The following is a 19,776-nucleotide window of genomic DNA, read 5'->3' on the forward strand; positions in this document are numbered from 1 at the left end:
GCTTAGCTTGCCGATCTGACGGTCATATCCATCCTTATATAAGATCTTAACAGTGGGCTGCGCCGCACTATTTTGGCGCGTTTACTGTCATAATTACCAGGGTGGATTAAGGTCGCCGCAACGGAGTAACAAAATATTTAGCTAACCATAATAAGGAGTTTAGGATGAAAGTCGCAGTCCTCGGCGCGGCCGGCGGTATCGGTCAAGCGCTCGCCCTACTACTGAAAACACAACTGCCTTCAGGTTCAGAACTCTCCCTGTATGATATTGCACCTGTCACCCCTGGGGTTGCCGTTGACCTCAGCCATATTCCTACCGCTGTAACCATTAAAGGCTTCTCCGGCGATGATGCGACGCCTGCGCTGGAAGGCGCCGATGTGGTGCTGATTTCCGCGGGTGTGGCGCGTAAACCGGGTATGGATCGCTCCGACCTGTTTAACGTCAACGCCGGTATCGTGAAAAACCTAGTCGCTCAGGTGGCGAAAAACGCGCCGAAAGCCTGTATTGGCATCATCACTAACCCGGTAAACACGACAGTCGCGATTGCCGCTGAAGTGCTGAAAAAAGCCGGTGTTTACGATAAGAACAAGCTGTTTGGCGTTACCACGCTGGACATCATCCGTTCCAATACTTTCGTGGCAGAGTTGAAAGGCAAACAGCCAACAGATATCGAAGTCCCGGTTATCGGTGGTCACTCTGGTGTAACAATCCTTCCGCTGCTGTCGCAAATCCCGGGCGTAAGCTTCAGCGAACAGGAAGTGGCCGATCTGACAAAACGCATTCAGAACGCCGGTACAGAAGTGGTCGAGGCGAAAGCGGGTGGCGGTTCAGCAACGCTTTCCATGGGCCAGGCCGCCGCACGTTTTGGTTTGTCGCTGGTGCGCGCGCTACAGGGCGAACAAGGCGTTGTTGAGTGCGCTTATGTGGAAGGTGACGGCGAATACGCGCGTTTCTTCTCGCAGCCGCTGCTGCTGGGCAAAAACGGTATCGAGGAGCGTCATGCTATCGGTAAGCTCAGCGTGTTTGAACAGCAGTCGCTGGAAGGCATGCTGGATACGCTGAAAAAAGATATTCAGCTTGGTGTCGATTTCGTTAATCGTTAAGCCTTGTTGTCCTGCACGTGCAGGAAGAAAAAACCGGAGCCTGTTGCTCCGGTTTTTTTATGGCGCTCAGTTGGTCGCCGGGTATTCCTGAATCGTGACCTTGAAGGTGAGTTTCTTGTCATCGCGCATGACCTCGACCGGAATTTCAGACCCTGGCCGGATTTCCGCCACTTGATCCATGGTTTCGAGAGCGGAAACAGCCGGTTTTCCGTTCACCGAGGTGATCACATCATTGACCTGAATCCCCGCGCGTGCCGCCGGGCCATCCGGCGAGACTTCGTTGACGACAATCCCCTGGATCGGATCGATTCCGCCGCCCTGAGTATGCAACGGCGCGATCTCCCGGCCGCCAATGCCGATATAGCCACGGATCACTCGGCCATCGCGGATCAACTTATCCATGATTTTGGTCGCCAGCTGGAAGGGAATGGCGAATCCGATACCTTCCGGCGTTTCGCCGTCATTACTTTTATCAAACGACAGGGTGTTGATACCCATCAGTTCGCCCAGCGAATTTACCAGCGCGCCGCCGGAGTTACCGTGGTTAATGGATGCATCGGTCTGCAAAAAGTTTTGCCGCCCGCTGGGATTCAGACCGATACGACCCGTGGCGCTGATAATCCCCTGGGTCGTCGTTTGACCAAGGTTATACGGGTTGCCGATCGCCAGCACCACATCGCCGATATGCGGTGTGCGCTTTGTGTTGATGGGGATCACCGGCAGGCCGCCGTTCGCATTAATCTTCAATACCGCCAGATCAGTCAACGTATCCGAGCCCACCAGTAACGCTTCAAACACCCGACCATCCTGCAGCGCGACAATGATTTGATCCGCATCGTTGATTACATGTTTGTTGGTGATGATATAGCCGCGTTGATCCATGATGACGCCGGAACCGAGCGTACGTATTTCTAGGCGATCATGGGTGGAGCTATTCAGGCTACGGTTATAGACGTTCACGACCGCAGGCGCTGCGCGACGAACTGCCGGGTTATAGCTGGCAGGCGTTTCATCGGCGCTGTCGATTTGCGGCGTTGCGAGCGGAATGTTTTTACGCAGCGAAGGCATGGCGGCGATGATCAGACCACCGACGACCAAACCGATTGCCACGGAACGTAAAAGCTTCACATACATGATGGGATAGTCATTAAAAGTAGAACGGCAGCAGCATAACATGAGTTATCCGGACATCACACGCAGGCGGTGATGTCCGGCGGCAGAATTACTTAGCGCAGCAGCAGATAGATACTGTCGTTGCCCCGCACGATATGCAGTGCCATAACGGAAGGTTTCGCTTCCAGCACTTTGCGCATTTCAGCAATCGACTGAACACGATCGCGGTTAACGCCAATGATCACGTCATCTTTATGCAGGCCAGCCTGCGCGGCGGCGCTGCCTTTTTCCACATTACCAACGGTGATGCCTTTGGTGCCATCTTTCAACTGGCCATCGCTCAGCTCCGCGCCTTGCAGTGATGGAGAGATCAGTTCGGCGCTGGCGGAAGATGAGGTGCTTTTATCAAGCGTCACTTCAACATCCATTGGTTTGCCATCGCGTAACAGGCCTAACTTCACTTTGGCACCTGGTTCGGTGGTCGCAATACGCGAACGCAGTTCAGCGAAGCTGCTCAGTGGCTTACCGTTCAGGCTAACAATCACATCACCCGATTTGATCCCTGCTTTCGCCGAACCCGAATTCGGCAGCACTTCACTGACAAATGCGCCGCGCTGCACGTTCAGGTTAAAGGCTTTGGCGATATCCGCGCTCATTTCGGTGCCTTTAATGCCCAGCAGACCGCGTTTGATTTCACCAAACTGAATCAACTGGCGAGAGAGGGTTTGCGCCATGTTACTTGGGATCGCGAAGCCGATGCCGACGCTACCGCCGCCCGGTGCGAGTATCGCCGTGTTAATGCCGATAAGTTCGCCGTTCAGGTTGAGCAGCGCGCCGCCGGAGTTGCCACGGTTAATGGAAGCATCGGTCTGGATAAAGTTTTCCAGCCCTTCAAGGTTCAGGCCGCTGCGACCGAGCGCAGAAACAATCCCGGACGTGGCGGTTTGCCCCAGGCCGAAGGGGTTGCCAACGGCAATAACGAAGTCGCCAACGCGCAGTTGATCGGAATCGGCGATGGCAATTTGCGTCAGATTGCTCGCATTTTGTAATTGCAGCAGCGCGATGTCGCTCTGGTCGTCCCCGCCAATCAATTTGGCTTCGAATTCGCGTCCGTCATTCAACTGCACATTGATTTTTTGTGCCTGGTTAATCACGTGGTTATTTGTCAGCACGTAACCTTTAGCGGCGTCGATAATCACCCCGGAGCCGAGACCTTCAAACGGCTGAGGCTGCTGCTGGGGTTGATCCGGCATCTCTTCGCCGAAATATTTTTTCAGCTCTTCAGGGACCTTCTGACCTTGTACCGCCGTGCCTTCTACCTGCACGCTAACAACCGCTGGCAGAACCTTTTCCAGCACCGGCGCGAGGCTGGGTAACGCTCCCTGACCAGGGACTTGTGACGGCATTGCCGCAAGGGTCTGAAAGGGTGCCGAGAGAGTTAACCCGACACTTAACGCAAATGCACTCAACAGCTGGGTTTGTTTCTTCATTGATGCTGGCTCTCGTAACCTGAAGTGGAAGGAATGACGCCCCAAAACAGTTTGATGTTATTGAAATTTCAACCGGGTAACAATGAGGTGAATGACTAAATAATAGCTGCGATGCGCAAGAAGGGACGGGCGCAAGGAGCGCGCCCGTAAATATTTATGATGTGTTCGATTACTTACGGCTGGCGCCGCCGCGCAGCAGGCCGGAAGCACCTTCAGAATAGTCACGCGGGATCTGCACCGGTGCCTGATCGTTGCTGGCTTCAGATTCAGCCAGACGGTTGCGGAACGGGTTCTCTTCCGCAGACATTTCCGGCAGCAGGCTGGACGAACTTTTCGCCATATGCTGATAAAGCTGGCGGTAGTCGTGCGCCATGTTATCCAGCAGTTCAGCGCTGCGGGCAAAATGACTTACCAGCTCTTCGCGATACTCTTCGAGTTCCGCTTTGTTTTTTTCCAGCTCATACTGCAAGGCCTGCTGTTGGCGCAATTTGCGGTTTCCGAAACGCATACCCACGGCACCAATAATAATGCCGACAACCAACCCAATTAGCGCATATTCCCAGGTCATGAACTTCTCCCGTTGTTTTTTGATTCCGTAGGGTGTGGGCTGCAAGCTCCCTGCCTGCGCCTGATTGTGCCACTATAACCGCTAATCGTGCAGAAGTGGAATCCTGACGCAGCATCGCGTAGTGTAGAACGGCCTTTTTTTCGTCAACCCTGTGGGGGCGGATCGATTTTCAAGGAATAACAACAACACCATGCAGAGCCTTTCCCCAACATCGCGATATTTAAATGCCCTGAACGAGGGTAGCCATCAACCGGATGATGTGCAAAAAGAAGCCGTCTCACGGCTGGATGTCATTTACCAGGCATTAATTAACCGCAGCGAACCCGCCGCGCCGCAAAGTGGTGGCTTGATGGCGAAATTTAGCAAGCTGCTCGGCAAACGTGAGCCCAAAGAAGCCGCACCTGTACGTGGTCTCTATATGTGGGGCGGCGTCGGGCGGGGAAAAACCTGGCTGATGGACATGTTCTATCAAAGTCTGCCCGGCGAGCGTAAACAGCGTCTGCACTTTCACCGCTTTATGCTGCGCGTCCATGAAGAACTGACCTCGCTACAGGGGCAAAGCGATCCGCTGGAAATCGTGGCCGACCGCTTTAAAGCCGAAACCGATGTGCTGTGCTTTGACGAGTTTTTTGTCTCGGATATCACGGACGCCATGCTGCTTGGCGGGCTGATGAAAGCGCTGTTCGCACGTGGTATCACGCTGGTGGCGACATCGAACATTCCGCCGGATGAACTGTACCGTAACGGTTTGCAGCGGGCGCGGTTTTTACCTGCGATTGACGCTATTAAGCAGTTTTGCGACGTCATGAATGTCGACGCGGGTGTGGACTACCGGCTGCGTACACTAACGCAGGCGCACCTGTGGTTAACGCCGTTAGATGCCAGTACCGTTCAGCAGATGGACAAATTGTGGCTGGCGTTGGCGGGCGCGGCACGACAAAACGCGCCGGAACTGGAGATTAATCATCGGCCATTGCCAACGCTGGGTGTGGAAAACCAGACGCTGGCGGTGTCATTTTCTACCCTCTGCGTGGATGCCCGCAGCCAGCATGACTACATTGCGCTTTCACGGCTCTTTCATACGGTTATGTTATTTGATGTGCCGGTGATGACGCCGCTGATGGAGAGCGAAGCGCGGCGGTTTATCGCGCTGGTGGATGAATTCTACGAGCGTCACGTGAAGCTGGTGGTTAGCGCAGCGGCAGCGTTGCATGACATCTATCAGGGTGAGCGGCTGAAGTTTGAGTTCCAGCGCTGTTTATCTCGCTTGCAAGAGATGCAGAGCGAAGAATATCTGAAACGCGCACATATGCCCTGATGCGGCCTTGCCTTCTTTTATTGCCAGAGGGCGACAAAACCTGCGTCAAATCACGAAAAGGGGTCGATCTTTGACCCCGACTTCTCTATAATCCTGCGACCCCACGTTACAAGAAGGTTTTTTTCCCGAAACTTTCTCTGCGCCGGCATAGGCTATTCGAAGGGGTAGGTTTGCTGGACAATGTCGTGTGAACCTCAACTGACTAAACGTTTGGGTGTTCACCAACGTGTAACTAATTATTTGGGTAAGCTTTTAATGAAAACTTTTACAGCTAAACCAGAAACCGTAAAACGCGACTGGTATGTTGTTGACGCGACCGGTAAAACTCTGGGCCGTCTGGCTTCCGAACTGGCTCGTCGCCTGCGCGGTAAGCATAAAGCGGAATACACTCCGCACGTTGATACGGGTGATTACATCATCGTTCTGAACGCAGAAAAAGTTGCTGTAACCGGCAACAAGCGCGAAGACAAAATGTATTACCACCACACCGGCCACATCGGTGGTATCAAAGAAGCGACCTTTGAAGAGATGATTGCTCGCCGTCCTGAGCGTGTGATTGAAATCGCGGTTAAAGGCATGCTGCCAAAAGGCCCGCTGGGTCGTGCTATGTACCGTAAACTGAAAGTTTACGCTGGCAACGAGCACAACCACGCGGCACAGCAACCGCAAGTTCTTGACATCTAATCGGGATTATAGGCAATGGCTGAAAATCAATACTACGGCACTGGTCGCCGCAAAAGCTCCGCCGCTCGCGTGTTTATTAAACCGGGCAACGGTAAAATCGTAATCAACCAGCGTTCGCTGGAACAGTACTTCGGTCGTGAAACTGCCCGCATGGTAGTTCGTCAGCCGCTGGAACTGGTCGACATGGTTGAAAAATTGGATCTGTACATCACCGTTAAAGGTGGTGGTATCTCCGGTCAGGCTGGTGCGATCCGTCACGGTATCACCCGCGCTCTGATGGAGTACGACGAGTCCCTGCGTTCCGAACTGCGTAAAGCTGGCTTCGTCACTCGTGACGCGCGTCAGGTTGAACGTAAAAAAGTCGGTCTGCGCAAAGCACGTCGTCGTCCGCAGTTCTCCAAACGTTAATTGGTTTCTGCTTCGGCAGAACGATTGGCGAAAAAACCCGGTGCGAACCGGGTTTTTTTATGGATAAAGATCGTGTTATCCACAGCAATCCATTGATTATCTCTTCTTTTTCAGCATTTCCAGAATCCCCTCACCACAAAGCCCGCAAAATCTGGTAAACTATCATCCAATTTTCTGCCCAAATGGCTGGGATTGTTCATTTTTTGTTTGCCTTATAACGAGAGTGACAGTACGCGCGGGTAGTTAACTCAACATCTGACCGGTCGATTAAGTCCGGTAGCAGTAAATTCTGAATATATACCTGGAGGTTTTCATGGCTGTCGCTGCCAACAAACGTTCGGTAATGACGCTGTTTTCTGGTCCTGTGGACATCTATAGCCATCAGGTCCGTATCGTGCTGGCCGAAAAAGGTGTCAGCTTCGAAATTGAGCACGTGGAAAAGGATAATCCTCCTCAGGATCTGATTGACCTCAACCCGAATCAAAGCGTACCGACACTTGTAGATCGTGAACTCACCCTGTGGGAATCACGCATCATTATGGAATATCTGGACGAGCGTTTCCCGCACCCGCCGTTAATGCCGGTTTACCCGGTGGCGCGCGGTGAGAGCCGTCTGTACATGCACCGTATTGAGAAAGACTGGTATTCGCTGATGAATACCATCCAGAACAGCAGTGGCGCACAGGCGGATGCGGCGCGTAAACAGCTGCGTGAAGAGCTGCTGGCGATTGGCCCGCTGTTCACCCAGAAACCGTACTTCCTGAACGACGAGTTCAGCCTGGTTGACTGCTACCTCGCACCGCTGCTGTGGCGTCTGCCGGTACTGGGTATCGAACTGAGTGGTGCCGGTGCGAAAGAGCTGAAAGGGTATATGACACGCGTTTTCGAGCGTGATTCCTTCCTTGCCTCTCTGACAGAAGCCGAGCGCGAAATGCGCCTGGGCCGGGGTTAATTGCATGGATTTGTCACAACTGTCTCCACGCCGTCCGTATTTACTGCGGGCCTTCTACGAATGGCTGCTGGATAACCAGCTTACGCCGCATCTGGTTGTTGATGTGACGTTGCCGGGCGTACGCGTGCCGATGGAGTATGCGCGTGACGGGCAGATCGTGTTGAACATTGCGCCGCGTGCGGTTGGCAACCTGGAACTGGCGAATGACGAAGTGCGTTTCAACGCGCGCTTCGGCGGCGTGCCGCGTCAGGTTGAAGTGCCAATGGCTGCCGTGCTGGCGGTTTATGCCCGTGAAAACGGCGCCGGTACGATGTTTGAACCGGAAGCCGCGTACGATGAAGAGGTCGTCAGCCTGAACGATGACGATCATACTTCAGCGCAGGAAAGCGAGACGGTGATGTCGGTTATCGACGGTGATAAACCCGATCACGAAGACGATCACGATAACAGCCCGGATGACGATCCGCCGCCGCGCGGTGGGCGTCCATCGCTGCGTGTGGTGAAGTAACCTGGAAAGCAGAACCTGATGGTTCTGCTTTTTTTTGTGTTTAACATGCGCATAAAAAAGGAGGCCGAAGCCTCCTTTTTGGTCGCTACATGGATATTACACTTCGAGATAGTTCAGGATGCCGTCCGCCGCCTTACGGCCTTCGGCAATCGCCGTTACCACCAAATCGGAGCCACGCACGATGTCGCCGCCAGCAAAGATTTTTGGATTGCTGGTCTGGAACGCATTTTCGCTGCCCTCTGGCGCAATAACGCGACCCTGCGAATCCAGCTCAACGCTGTGTTTCGCCAGCCACTCCATGCTGTGCGGGCGGAAACCAAACGCCATAACAACCGCGTCGGCCGGAACCACATGTTCAGAACCGGCAACAATTTCAGCACGGCGACGGCCTTTCGCGTCCGGCGCGCCCATTTCGGTGCGTGCCATCTTCACGCCGCACACTTTACCGTTGGCATTGATTTCAATGCCCAGCGGCTGCACGTTGAACTGGAACTCCACGCCCTCTTCGCGCGCGTTTTTCACTTCGCGTTTCGAACCTGGCATGTTCTCTTCGTCACGGCGATAGGCACAGATAACGTGCGTCGCGCCCTGGCGCACTGACGTACGCACACAGTCCATTGCGGTATCGCCACCGCCAAGCACCACAACACGTTTGCCTTCCATGCTGACATACGGTTCTTCCGGCGTTTCACCGAAGCCCATAATCTGCTTGGTGTTAGCGATGAGGAACGGCAGCGCGTCAAACACGCCGTTTGCGTCTTCATTTTCCAGCCCGCCGCGCATTGACTGATAAGTCCCGACGCCAAGAAAAACCGCATCGTACTCTTTCAGCAACTCGTCAATCTGTACGTCGCGACCCACTTCGGTATTGAGTTTGAACTCAATACCCATACCGGTGAAAATTTCACGACGGCGGATCATCACCTCTTTTTCCAGCTTAAAGGCCGGAATACCAAAGGTCAGCAGGCCGCCGATCTCCGGATGACGATCGAACACCACCGCTTTCACGCCGTTGCGGGTCAGTACATCGGCACAGGCCAGACCTGCCGGACCTGCACCAATAATCGCCACACGTTTATCGGTCTGTTTCACGCCGGTCAAATCCGGGCGCCAGCCCATTTCGAACGCTTTATCATTGATATAGCGTTCAATGTTGCCGATGGTCACCGCGCCAAATTCGTCGTTCAGCGTACAGGAACCTTCACACAACCTGTCTTGCGGGCAAACGCGGCCACACACTTCCGGCAAGGTGTTGGTCTGATGCGACAGTTCAGCCGCTTCAAAAATACGCCCCTCATTTGCCAGCTTCAGCCAGTTCGGGATGTAGTTATGGACCGGGCATTTCCACTCACAGTAAGGGTTGCCGCAGGAGAGGCAACGATCTGCCTGTGCTTTGGCCTGGCCTTCTGAAAACGGCTCATAGATTTCAACAAATTCAATTTTACGGATCTTCAGCGCTTTCTTCGGCGGATCAACGCGCTGCAAGTCGATAAACTGGTATACGTTCTGACTCATTGCTACCCCTTACTGCGCCTGCACACGCAGCTCTGCTGCGCTACGACTACGGTGACCCAACAGTGCTTTCACATCGCTGGACTTCGGCTTAACCAGCGCGAATTTGCTGGCGAAGGCTGGCCAGTTCGCCAGGATCTCTTCGCCGCGCTGCGAACCGGTATGCTGCACATGCTCGGTGATAAGACCGCGCAGGTGCTCTTCGTGGATGGCGAGGTCATCGACGCTCAACACTTCCACCAGCTCCGGGTTCACGCGTTTACGGAATTCACCATCTTCATCCAGCACATAGGCGAAGCCGCCCGTCATTCCCGCACCAAAGTTAACACCGGTTCGACCCAATACGCAGACGATACCGCCGGTCATGTATTCACAGCCGTTATCGCCGATACCTTCCACCACGGTGATAGCGCCAGAGTTACGTACCGCGAAACGCTCACCCGCACGGCCTGCGGCGTACAGACGACCGCCGGTTGCGCCATACAGGCAGGTGTTACCAATAATGCTCGCTTCATGGCTGCGGAAGGCAGAACCAACCGGTGGACGTACCGCCAGCAAGCCGCCAGCCATACCTTTACCCACGTAGTCGTTGGCGTCGCCAGTCAGATAGAGCTCCACGCCGCCTGCGTTCCACACGCCGAAGCTCTGGCCTGCGGTACCGCTAAAGTGCGCTTTGATCGGATCTGCCGCCAGCCCCTGGTCGCCATGTGTTTGCGCGATATAACCCGACAGCAGCGCGCCGACGGAACGATCGGTGTTGCGAATATCGAACCAGAAGGTTTTGCTCTGCTTCTCATCGACAAACGGTTTCGCCTGTTGCAGCAACTGCGCGTTCAGCACGCCATTATCAAACGGCGGGTTGTTTTCGGTGCAGTAGAGCGCTTTGCCCGGATGCGGCTCCGCTGTTTCCAGCAGTTTCGACAGATCCAGTTTTTGCTGTTTGGCAGTGAAGCCATCCAGCTCTTTGAGCAGATCGGTACGGCCAATCAAGTCCACCAGACGTTTAACGCCCAGTTGCGCCATCAGCTCGCGGGTTTCACGGGCGATAAATTCAAAGTAGTTGGTCACTTTGAACGGCAGACCGTGATAATGGTTTTTACGCAGCTTCTCATCCTGGGTAGCCACACCGGTCGCGCAGTTGTTCAGGTGACAAATTCGCAGATATTTACAGCCCAGCGCCACCATCGGGCCGGTACCGAAACCAAAGCTTTCCGCACCCAGAATCGCCGCTTTAATGATGTCCTGGCCGGTTTTCAGACCGCCATCCACCTGCAAACGGATCTTATGACGCAAGCCATTAGCCACCAGCGCCTGCTGGGTTTCTACCAGGCCAAGCTCCCACGGACAACCGGCATATTTCACCGAAGAGAGCGGGCTTGCACCGGTACCACCGTCATAACCGGCGATAGTGATCAGGTCAGCGTAGGCTTTCGCCACGCCGGTCGCGATGGTGCCAACACCTGGTTCGGAAACCAGTTTGACGGAAATCATCGCTTTCGGGTTGACCTGTTTCAGGTCGAAAATCAGCTGCGCCAGATCCTCGATAGAGTAAATATCGTGGTGCGGCGGTGGGGAGATCAGCGTAACGCCAGGCACGGAGTAGCGCAGTTTAGCGATATACGGCGTGACTTTATCACCCGGTAACTGACCGCCTTCGCCCGGTTTTGCCCCCTGAGCCACTTTGATCTGAATAACATCCGCGTTGACCAGGTACGCAGGCGTAACGCCGAAACGACCAGAGGCCACCTGTTTGATGCGTGACACTTTATTGGTGCCGTAGCGCGCCGGATCTTCGCCGCCTTCGCCGGAGTTAGAGAACCCGCCGAGGCTGTTCATCGCTTCCGCCAGTGCTTCGTGCGCTTCCGGGCTCAGGGCGCCGATGGACATCGCTGCGGTATCGAAGCGTTTAAACAGCTCCGTCGCCGGTTCAACATCTTTCAGGCTCACCGCTTCGCCATTCGGCGTAATCGCCAGCAGATCGCGCAGCGTTGCCGCCGGGCGCTCATTCACCAGCTTCGCGTATTGCTGGTAATCGCTGTATTCGCCGCTCTGTACCGCCTGTTGCAGCGTGCGCACCACATCCGGGTTGTACGCATGGTACTCGCCGCCGTGGACATACTTCAGCAAACCACCTTGCTCCAGCGGCTTACGTGCCAGCCATGCGCGTTTGGAAAGGTTCAGCAGATCCTGCTGGAAGTCAGCAAAACCGGCTCCGCCGATACGGCTGACCACGCCCTGGAAGCACAGCCCGGAAACATCATCGTGCAGGCCGACGGCTTCAAACAGTTTCGAACAGCGGTAAGAGGCGATAGTCGAAATGCCCATTTTGGACATGATCTTGTACAGCCCTTTGTTGATGCCGTTACGGTAGTTCAGCATCACCGTGCGGTAATCTTTTTCGATGGCTTTACTGTCCACCAGTTTCGCCAGCGTCTCATATGCCAGGTACGGGTAGATTGCCGTCGCGCCGAAGCCCAGCAGCACCGCGAAGTGGTGCGGATCACGGGCGCTTGCGGTTTCAACAATAATGTTGGCGTCGCAGCGCAGGCTCTTATCAACCAGGCGGGTCTGAATCGCGCCAACGGCCATCGGTGCCGGAACTGGCAGACGGTTTTTGGCGATATTACGGTCAGAGAGCACCAGCAGAACCGTGCCGTTACGCACCATCTGCTCAGCTTTATCGCACAGCGCTTTAATGGTCTCTTCCAGCGTGGTTTCGGTGACGTCGAAGGTGATATCGAGCGTATCAGCGCGATAGTGTTCCTCTTTCATCGTCGTCAGCTGTTTGAAATCAGAGAACAGCAGGATCGGCGATTTAAAGCTCAAACGGTGCGCCTGGCCTTCCGCTTCGCAGAAGACGTTCATCTCGCGGCCAATGCTGGTCGCCAGCGACATCACGTGCGCTTCACGCAGCGGATCGATAGGCGGGTTGGTGACCTGCGCGAACTGCTGGCGGAAGTAGTCATAAATGATGCGCGGCTGGCTGGAAAGCACGGCAAAGGGCGTGTCATCACCCATTGAACCGACCGCTTCCTGGCCGTTTTCGCCCAGCACACGAATCACTGAGTCGAGCTCTTCGAAGCTGTAATTAAACTGTTTCTGGTAGCTTGTCAGCAGGTCATCGTCCATTTCGCGCATGCCGACTTCTTCATCCGGCAGATCTTCGAACGGCACCAGACGGCGGACGTTTTTCTCCATCCACTCTTTGTACGGGTGGCGGCTTTTCAGATCGTCATCGGTTTCAGCGGAGTGCAGAATGCGTCCGCCGCGGGTATCGATAACCATCAGCTCGCCAGGGCCAACGCGGCCTTTCTCGACCACTTCGTCCGGCTGGTAATCCCAAATCCCCACTTCAGAGGCGCAGGTGATCAGCTTGTCTTTGGTGATGACGTAGCGCGCCGGGCGCAGGCCGTTACGGTCGAGGTTACACGCGGCGAAACGACCATCGGACATCACGATGCCCGCCGGGCCGTCCCACGGCTCCATATGCATGGAGTTAAAGTCAAAGAAGCTGCGCAGATCCGGATCCATCTCCGGGTTGTTCTGCCATGCTGGCGGCACCAGCAAACGCATGGCGCGCACAATATCCATCCCGCCCGCCAGCAGCAGTTCAAGCATGTTATCCATGGAACTGGAGTCGGAGCCGGTTTCGTTGACGAATGGCGCGGCGTCATGCAGATCCGGGATCAGCGGCGTCTGGAATTTGTAAGTACGCGCACGCGCCCACTGGCGGTTACCGGTAATGGTGTTGATTTCACCGTTGTGCGCCAGGTAGCGGAACGGCTGCGCCAGCGGCCACCGCGGTACGGTGTTGGTGGAGAAGCGTTGGTGGAACAGGCAAATGGCCGATTCCAGACGCAGATCCGCCAGGTCCAGGTAGAAGCGCGGCAGATCCGCCGGCATACACAGACCTTTATAGATGTTCACCAGATTCGAGAGGCTACATACGTAGAACTCTTTATCTTCCTGCAGGCGCTTTTCGATGCGGCGACGGGCGATAAACAGGCGGCGCTCCATATCGCGCGGACGCCAGCCCGCAGGGGCGTTAACAAAAATTTGCTCGATACGAGGCAGCGAGGAGAGGGCGATTTCACCGAGCACCCCTTCGTTGGTTGGCACATCGCGCCAGCCGACAATCGACAGGGTTTCGCGTTGAAGTTCTTCTTCTACAATACGGCGCGACGCGTTGGCTTTTTCGGCATCCTGATTCAGGAACAGCATACCAACGGCGTAGTTTTTAGCTAAGCGCCAGCCGCGTTCTTCCGCAACGATACGGAAAAAACGATCGGGCTTTTGCAGCAGCAGGCCGCAACCGTCACCGGTTTTGCCATCGGCGAGAATCGCGCCGCGGTGCTGCATTCGGGCCAGTGCGTGAATAGCGGTACGCACTACCTTGTGGCTAGGTTCGCCTTCTATGTGGGCGATCAGGCCGAAACCACAGTTATCTCTCTCAAGAGATTTATCGTACAACATATCAGTGAACCTCCCCAGGCTCTACGAGAGCCCCTCCAGAACGTTACGCACAGGCACAAAAAGAGCATGGCGACGGGGCAATTGCCTCGCATGTCGCCCTCTTTAATTTCCTTTTCGCATCGATACACAAGTGTTGAGGACTTGCTTAAGAGGGAATCTCAATTACTGCATAAATATGATGAGCAGACTGCTCATCCAGAAAGCTTCCAGCGGATTCCCAAGTTATCGGGAATCCGTACACAGGTCAAATGCCGAGCTTATTTATACAAAAATGTGCTAAAAGATGTTTACGTTATTGATATTTATGGTTATTTAAGGATTTTTACATTCAATGAACGCGTTACCAGGCGGCAGCATAGTGTGATCTGACTCACTATCTAAAAGCGCTGTTTCTGATGTTCTATTCTGAGTGGGGTTTTAATGGCAGATTTTTATTCTGCTATGTGCGTCAGAGTCGCATGAACGCACTGTTTTTCACGCGTGATAGTATTTCTGCAAAATAACGCAGCGACATAAGGAAAAGTAATCGTCTTTAGGGTGCATGAAATTGCGATTATATTGACTGATTATGCAATGAATAAAAGCCTTCCAGGGCGATTGATCCAGGTCATCGCCGACGAAAGCTAAAAGTGGCAGGCTACGCCCTTTTATTTGGGCGGCCTTTCAGATTATGCAGTTACAGAAATTAGTCAATATGTTTGGTGGGGATCTTGCCCGCCGCTATGGCGAAAAAGTCCATAAACTGACATTGCATGGCGGATTTAGCTGCCCTAACCGTGATGGCACCATTGGTCGCGGCGGTTGCACTTTCTGTAATGTCGCCTCTTTTGCTGACGAAGCGCAGCAGCATCAATCTATTGCCGCACAACTTGCTCACCAGGCACTGTTGGTGAACCGCGCCCGGCGCTATCTCGCCTATTTCCAGGCGTACACCAGCACCTGGGCAGAAGTGCAGGTGCTGCGCTCGATGTACCAGCAAGCAGTCAGTCAGGCGAATATTGTTGGCTTGTGTGTGGGAACACGCCCGGATTGCGTACCGGAGGCTGTGCTGGATTTGCTGTGTGAATACCGTGAGCAGGGTTATGAAGTGTGGCTGGAGCTGGGTTTGCAGACCGCGCATGATAAAACGCTGCATCGTATCAATCGCGGGCACGACTTCGCCTGTTATCAACACACGACACAGCAAGCCCGTGAGCGCGGCCTGAAAGTCTGCGCTCATCTTATTGTCGGATTACCCGGCGAGCGCCACGTAGAGTGCCTGGAGACGATACAGCGCGTTGTAGAAACCGGCGTCGACGGCATCAAGCTACATCCTTTACATATCGTGAAAGGCAGCACTATGGCGAAGGCCTGGGAAGCGGGGCGCCTGAATGGAATCGGGCTGGAAGAGTACACCGTCATCGCTGGCGAAATGATTCGCCATACGCCGCCGGAGGTGATTTTTCACCGTGTCTCCGCCAGCGCACGTCGCCCGACGCTGCTTGCCCCGCTGTGGTGTGAAAACCGCTGGACGGGAATGGTCGAGCTGGATCGCTACCTGAAAGAGCAGGGTGGGCAAGGTTCTGCGCTGGGGCGTTGCTGGCAATTACCCGTCTGATCTCATCACGAAACGCTAATCACCCCTGCATTTTTTGCACAAGCTTCAACGCCTTGCTCAGAATTGAGTATTATTGAGCGGAATTGTTCGAGGAAATCTCTATGAAGCAAATCCGTTTACTGGCGCAATATTACGTCGACCTGATGATGAAGCTGGGTCTGGTGCGTTTTTCCATGCTGCTTGCTTTGGCGCTAGTGGTGCTGGCAATCGTGGTGCAGATGGCCGTTACCATGGTGTTGCAGGGGAAAGTAGAAAGCATTGATGTTATCCGCTCCATCTTTTTTGGCTTGCTGATCACGCCATGGGCGGTTTATTTCCTGTCGGTGGTGGTTGAGCAGCTCGAAGAGTCGCGCCAGCGGTTATCGCGGCTGGTCGAAAAACTGGAAGAGATGCGCGATCGCGACCTGAAACTCAATGTGCAGTTGAAAGACAATATTGCCAAGCTTAACCAGGAGATCAGCGACCGCGAGAAAGCGGAAGCCGAGCGCCAGGAAACCTTTGAACAGCTAAAAATAGAGATGCAGGAGCGCGAGCAGACGCAAATCCAGCTTGAGCAGCAATCCTCTTTTCTGCGTTCCTTCCTCGACGCTTCGCCGGATCTGGTGTTCTATCGCAACGAAGATAAAGAGTTCTCCGGCTGTAACCGGGCGATGGAGTTGCTGACCGGTAAGAGCGAGAAGCAGCTTATTCACCTCAAGCCGCAGGATGTCTATTCACCGGAAGCAGCGGAAAAAGTGATTGAGACCGATGAAAAAGTTTTCCGTCACAACGTCTCTTTAACCTACGAACAGTGGCTGGATTACCCGGACGGCCGCAAAGCCTGTTTCGAGATCCGCAAAGTCCCTTATTACGATCGCGTCGGTAAACGCCACGGGCTGATGGGCTTTGGTCGCGATATCACTGAGCGTAAACGCTACCAGGACGCGCTTGAGCGCGCCAGCCGGGATAAGACCACCTTTATTTCCACCATCAGCCACGAGTTGCGTACGCCGCTGAATGGCATTGTTGGGTTAAGCCGTATTCTGCTGGATACCGATTTAACGCAAGAGCAGGGAAAATACCTGAAGACGATCCATGTTTCCGCCGTAACGCTCGGCAATATTTTCAACGATATTATCGACATGGATAAGATGGAGCGGCGTAAAGTCCAGCTGGATAACCAACCGCTTGATTTCACCAGCTTCCTGGCGGATCTGGAAAACCTCTCGGCTCTGCAGGCGCACCAGAAAGGGTTGCGCTTTGTTCTTGATCCAACGTTACCGCTGCCACATCAGGTGGTTACGGACGGGACGCGTTTGCGCCAGATCCTTTGGAACCTTATCAGCAACGCCGTTAAATTTACCCGTGAAGGGCAGGTCGTGGTGCGTGTGCGTTATGACGAAGGCGATATGCTGCACTTTGAAGTGCAGGATTCCGGGATCGGTATTCCCCGCGATGAGCAGGATAAAATTTTCGCCATGTATTACCAGGTGAAAGATAGCCACGGCGGTAAACCGGCGACGGGAACCGGTATAGGTCTGGCCGTTTCACGCCGTCTGGCGAAGAACATGGGCGGCGACATAACTGTCAGCAGTGAGCCAGGGGCGGGTTCGATATTTACCTTGACCATTCACGCTCCGGCGGTAGCGGAAGAAGTTGAAGACGCGTTTGAAGATGACGATATGCCGCTTCCGGCGTTACATGTGCTGCTGGTAGAAGATATCGAGCTGAACGTGATCGTCGCGCGCTCGGTGCTGGAAAAACTGGGCAGCAGCGTGGATGTCGCCATGACCGGTACTGCCGCGCTGGAGATGTTCACGCCGGGTGAATACGATTTGGTGTTGCTGGACATTCAGTTGCCGGATATGACCGGGCTGGATATTTCGCGAGAGTTGACCCGCCGTTACGCGCGTGAGGATTTACCGCCGCTGGTGGCGCTTACCGCCAACGTGCTGAAAGACAAACAGGAATACCTCGATGCGGGCATGGATGATGTATTAAGCAAACCGCTGGCAGTCCCGGCATTAACTGCCATGATTAAAAAGTTCTGGGATGCGAGTGAAAGTGAGGAGGAACCTGTGACAACCATGGACAACAGTAAAGTACAAACGCTGCTTGATACCGCCATGCTTGAACAGTATATCGAGCTGGTCGGGCCGAAACTGATTACCGACGGGCTGGATGTGTTTGAAAAAATGATGCCGGGTTATTTGAGCGTGCTCGAGTCAAACCTGACCGCGCGCGACCAAAAAGGGATTGTGGAAGAGGGCCATAAAATTAAAGGCGCCGCAGGTTCTGTCGGGCTGCGCCATCTGCAACAGCTTGGCCAGCAGATTCAGTCTCCCGATCTTCCTGCCTGGTGGGACAATGTTGGCGACTGGGTGGAAGAGATGAAGCAGGAGTGGCGCAATGATGTGGCGGTGTTAAAAGCCTGGGTGGCGGACGCTGGAAAAAAATGACCCCGGATTAACCGGGGTGCGCGAATACTGCGCCAACACCAGGGAAATCGTGGCTGCGCCGTAATAAATTATATTTTTTGCAAGGGCGTAGCCTGAAAAAATTCGACCACACGCACATAAGATAGCAAATCTTAAATGATTTGTTACATCAATCAGTGAAATGTGTGAAGCAAGGCTCCCTTATCAAAATTTTTAATTATCGACAGTACGTTGCATAAAGGATGAGCAAAATGAAAAAAATCGGCGTGATTCTCAGCGGCGCAGGTGTGTATGACGGTTCTGAGATTCATGAGGCGGTGATTACGCTGTTAGCCATTGCCCGTCATGGTGCGCAGGCGGTCTGTTTCGCTCCCGATAAATGGCAAAGCGATGTGGTAAACCATCTCACGGGTGAGACGCTGGCTGAGCGCCGTAATGTACTGATTGAATCCGCCCGTATTGCCCGTGGCAATGTCCAGCCGTTATCGCAGGCATCTGCAAATGATCTGGATGCGCTGATTGTACCAGGTGGTTTTGGCGCAGCGAAAAACCTCAGTAATTTTGCCAGCCTCGGCAGTGAATGCACCGTTGACAGCAGCCTTAAAACGCTGGCGCTGGAGATGCACGAAGCAGGTAAACCGCTCGGTTTTATGTGCATCGCACCGGCAATGTTGCCGAAAATCTTCGATTTTCCCCTACGTCTGACGATCGGCACGGATATTGATACCGCAGAAGTGCTGGAAGAGATGGGGGCCGAGCATGTGCCTTGCCCGGTCGACGATATTGTCGTGGATGAAGAGAACAAAGTGGTGACGACGCCGGCGTATATGCTGGCAGAGGACATCGCGCAGGCCGCTTCCGGTATCGAAAAGCTGGTGGCGCGCGTACTGGTACTGGCCGAATGAGGAAGTGGTTTCGCGGCCCGTTGAAAGCCACCTTAAAGCGCATTGCTCTGCGGGTTTTATGCGTACTGGCACTCTTCTGGGGTGGCGGCATTGTGCTGTTCAGTTTCCTGCCGGTACCTTTTTCCGCCGTGATGGTGGAACGCCAGCTGGGCGCGTGGTTTAGCGGCGACTTTGGCTATGTCGCGCATTCCGACTGGGTCGGTATGGATGATATTTCGCCGTGGATGGCGCTGGCGGTGGTGGCCGCTGAAGATCAGCGTTTTCCAGAACACTGGGGGCTGGATTTTAGCGCCATTGAGAAAGCGCTCTCGCATAACGAGCGCCATGAGAACCGTATTCGTGGTGCCTCGACGATCTCACAGCAGACGGTAAAAAATCTGCTGCTATGGGATGGAAAAAGCTGGGTGCGTAAAGGGCTGGAAGCAGGCCTGACGCTTGGGATGGAAGCGGTGTGGACCAAACGGCGGATCCTGACCGTTTACCTTAATATCGCTGAGTTCGGGGACGGCGTATTTGGCGTCGAGGAAGCATCACAGCGCTATTTCCATAAACCGGCGAGCCGCTTAAGTATGTCAGAAGCGGCGCTACTGGCCGCCGTATTGCCAAACCCGATCCGTTTTCAGGCCGCCGCGCCATCTGGCTATGTACGCAGTCGTCAGGCATGGATCCTGCGCCAGATGCGGCAGTTAGGCGGGGAAGCGTTCCTGGATCGCAATAAGCTGTACTGA

15 protein-coding genes are annotated in these 19,776 nt (G+C 54.3%); 10 read left to right on the forward strand and 5 right to left on the reverse strand.

Annotated elements, in window-relative coordinates; all coding sequences use genetic code 11:
• Positions 1 to 164 precede the first annotated feature (164 nt).
• The gene (gene mdh / locus AAIG26_RS22075; protein ID WP_343181498.1) at positions 165 to 1,103 is read left to right on the forward strand and encodes a malate dehydrogenase; all 939 of its coding nucleotides are present in this window, start codon (positions 165 to 167) and stop codon (positions 1,101 to 1,103) included.
• A gap of 66 nt (positions 1,104 to 1,169) precedes the next feature.
• Here the strand turns inward: mdh and degS are convergent, their stop codons facing one another.
• From degS to zapG, 3 genes are all read right to left on the reverse strand, one after another.
• Positions 1,170 to 2,237, reverse strand: coding sequence for an outer membrane-stress sensor serine endopeptidase DegS (gene degS / locus AAIG26_RS22080; RefSeq protein WP_020455456.1), 1,068 nt, complete (start codon positions 2,235 to 2,237; stop codon positions 1,170 to 1,172).
• A gap of 92 nt (positions 2,238 to 2,329) precedes the next feature.
• Positions 2,330 to 3,706 carry a serine endoprotease DegQ gene (gene degQ / locus AAIG26_RS22085; RefSeq protein WP_097405969.1) on the reverse strand — a complete coding sequence of 459 codons (1,377 nt, stop codon included), beginning with the start codon at positions 3,704 to 3,706 and terminating at the stop codon, positions 2,330 to 2,332.
• 169 nt (positions 3,707 to 3,875) lie between these two features.
• Positions 3,876 to 4,274: a Z-ring associated protein ZapG gene (gene zapG, locus AAIG26_RS22090; protein WP_017457307.1), complete on the reverse strand. Its 399-nt coding sequence runs from the start codon at positions 4,272 to 4,274 to the stop codon at positions 3,876 to 3,878.
• A 190-nt stretch (positions 4,275 to 4,464) separates the two neighbouring features.
• Here zapG and zapE point away from each other — a divergent pair, with 190 nt between their 5' ends.
• From zapE to sspB, 5 genes are all read left to right on the forward strand, one after another.
• A complete protein-coding gene (zapE, locus tag AAIG26_RS22095; protein WP_343181499.1) occupies positions 4,465 to 5,592 on the forward strand; it encodes a cell division protein ZapE in 1,128 nt (375 codons plus the stop codon).
• A gap of 255 nt (positions 5,593 to 5,847) precedes the next feature.
• The gene (gene rplM, locus AAIG26_RS22100; protein WP_004868222.1) at positions 5,848 to 6,276 is read left to right on the forward strand and encodes a 50S ribosomal protein L13; all 429 of its coding nucleotides are present in this window, start codon (positions 5,848 to 5,850) and stop codon (positions 6,274 to 6,276) included.
• Positions 6,277 to 6,291: 15 nt separating this feature from the next.
• Positions 6,292 to 6,684 (forward strand): 30S ribosomal protein S9, encoded by a 393-nt coding sequence (rpsI, locus tag AAIG26_RS22105; RefSeq protein WP_000829818.1) that lies wholly within the window; start codon positions 6,292 to 6,294, stop codon positions 6,682 to 6,684.
• A gap of 313 nt (positions 6,685 to 6,997) precedes the next feature.
• Complete coding sequence (gene sspA, locus AAIG26_RS22110) at positions 6,998 to 7,636, forward strand: stringent starvation protein SspA (protein ID WP_017457310.1); 639 nt, start codon at positions 6,998 to 7,000, stop codon at positions 7,634 to 7,636.
• A gap of 4 nt (positions 7,637 to 7,640) precedes the next feature.
• Complete coding sequence (gene sspB, locus AAIG26_RS22115) at positions 7,641 to 8,144, forward strand: ClpXP protease specificity-enhancing factor (protein ID WP_020455453.1); 504 nt, start codon at positions 7,641 to 7,643, stop codon at positions 8,142 to 8,144.
• 96 nt (positions 8,145 to 8,240) lie between these two features.
• Here the strand turns inward: sspB and AAIG26_RS22120 are convergent, their stop codons facing one another.
• Together AAIG26_RS22120 and gltB are read right to left on the reverse strand one after the other, a co-directional pair.
• Complete coding sequence (locus AAIG26_RS22120) at positions 8,241 to 9,659, reverse strand: glutamate synthase small subunit (RefSeq protein ID WP_017457312.1); 1,419 nt, start codon at positions 9,657 to 9,659, stop codon at positions 8,241 to 8,243.
• Between the two features lie 9 nt (positions 9,660 to 9,668).
• Positions 9,669 to 14,129, reverse strand: coding sequence for a glutamate synthase large subunit (gltB, locus tag AAIG26_RS22125; RefSeq protein WP_072051656.1), 4,461 nt, complete (start codon positions 14,127 to 14,129; stop codon positions 9,669 to 9,671).
• Positions 14,130 to 14,799: 670 nt separating this feature from the next.
• Between gltB and AAIG26_RS22130 the strand changes: the two genes are divergently transcribed.
• The 4 genes from AAIG26_RS22130 to mtgA all read left to right on the forward strand — a co-directional run bounded on the left by AAIG26_RS22130 (position 14,800) and on the right by mtgA (position 19,776).
• Positions 14,800 to 15,726 (forward strand): TIGR01212 family radical SAM protein, encoded by a 927-nt coding sequence (locus tag AAIG26_RS22130; protein WP_160268525.1) that lies wholly within the window; start codon positions 14,800 to 14,802, stop codon positions 15,724 to 15,726.
• Positions 15,727 to 15,827: 101 nt separating this feature from the next.
• Positions 15,828 to 18,164, forward strand: a complete 2,337-nt coding sequence (gene arcB, locus AAIG26_RS22135) for an aerobic respiration two-component sensor histidine kinase ArcB (RefSeq protein WP_343181500.1) — start codon at positions 15,828 to 15,830, stop codon at positions 18,162 to 18,164.
• A gap of 230 nt (positions 18,165 to 18,394) precedes the next feature.
• Entirely contained in the window at positions 18,395 to 19,048 is a 654-nt protein-coding gene (gene elbB, locus AAIG26_RS22140) for an isoprenoid biosynthesis glyoxalase ElbB (protein WP_020455448.1), read from the forward strand.
• A complete protein-coding gene (gene mtgA, locus AAIG26_RS22145; protein ID WP_020455447.1) occupies positions 19,045 to 19,776 on the forward strand; it encodes a monofunctional biosynthetic peptidoglycan transglycosylase in 732 nt (243 codons plus the stop codon). Before elbB ends, mtgA begins: the two co-directional genes overlap by 4 nt.

Source organism: Kosakonia sp. PSU_27 (assembly GCF_039409795.1).
Lineage (GTDB): Bacteria > Pseudomonadota > Gammaproteobacteria > Enterobacterales > Enterobacteriaceae > Kosakonia.

Bases quoted from the DNA above. Each gene is read 5' to 3' on its own strand.
- degQ (WP_097405969.1), bottom strand. From the start codon at position 3,706: ATGAAGAAACAAACCCAGCTGTTGAGTGCATTTGCGTTAAGTGTCGGG.
- arcB (WP_343181500.1), top strand. From the start codon at position 15,828: ATGAAGCAAATCCGTTTACTGGCGCAATATTACGTCGACCTGATGATG.
- AAIG26_RS22120 (WP_017457312.1), bottom strand. From the start codon at position 9,659: ATGAGTCAGAACGTATACCAGTTTATCGACTTGCAGCGCGTTGATCCG.
- mtgA (WP_020455447.1), top strand. From the start codon at position 19,045: ATGAGGAAGTGGTTTCGCGGCCCGTTGAAAGCCACCTTAAAGCGCATT.
- rpsI (WP_000829818.1), top strand. From the start codon at position 6,292: ATGGCTGAAAATCAATACTACGGCACTGGTCGCCGCAAAAGCTCCGCC.
- mdh (WP_343181498.1), top strand. From the start codon at position 165: ATGAAAGTCGCAGTCCTCGGCGCGGCCGGCGGTATCGGTCAAGCGCTC.
- gltB (WP_072051656.1), bottom strand. From the start codon at position 14,129: ATGTTGTACGATAAATCTCTTGAGAGAGATAACTGTGGTTTCGGCCTG.
- sspB (WP_020455453.1), top strand. From the start codon at position 7,641: ATGGATTTGTCACAACTGTCTCCACGCCGTCCGTATTTACTGCGGGCC.
- elbB (WP_020455448.1), top strand. From the start codon at position 18,395: ATGAAAAAAATCGGCGTGATTCTCAGCGGCGCAGGTGTGTATGACGGT.
- degS (WP_020455456.1), bottom strand. From the start codon at position 2,237: ATGTATGTGAAGCTTTTACGTTCCGTGGCAATCGGTTTGGTCGTCGGT.
- zapE (WP_343181499.1), top strand. From the start codon at position 4,465: ATGCAGAGCCTTTCCCCAACATCGCGATATTTAAATGCCCTGAACGAG.
- AAIG26_RS22130 (WP_160268525.1), top strand. From the start codon at position 14,800: ATGCAGTTACAGAAATTAGTCAATATGTTTGGTGGGGATCTTGCCCGC.
- rplM (WP_004868222.1), top strand. From the start codon at position 5,848: ATGAAAACTTTTACAGCTAAACCAGAAACCGTAAAACGCGACTGGTAT.
- zapG (WP_017457307.1), bottom strand. From the start codon at position 4,274: ATGACCTGGGAATATGCGCTAATTGGGTTGGTTGTCGGCATTATTATT.
- sspA (WP_017457310.1), top strand. From the start codon at position 6,998: ATGGCTGTCGCTGCCAACAAACGTTCGGTAATGACGCTGTTTTCTGGT.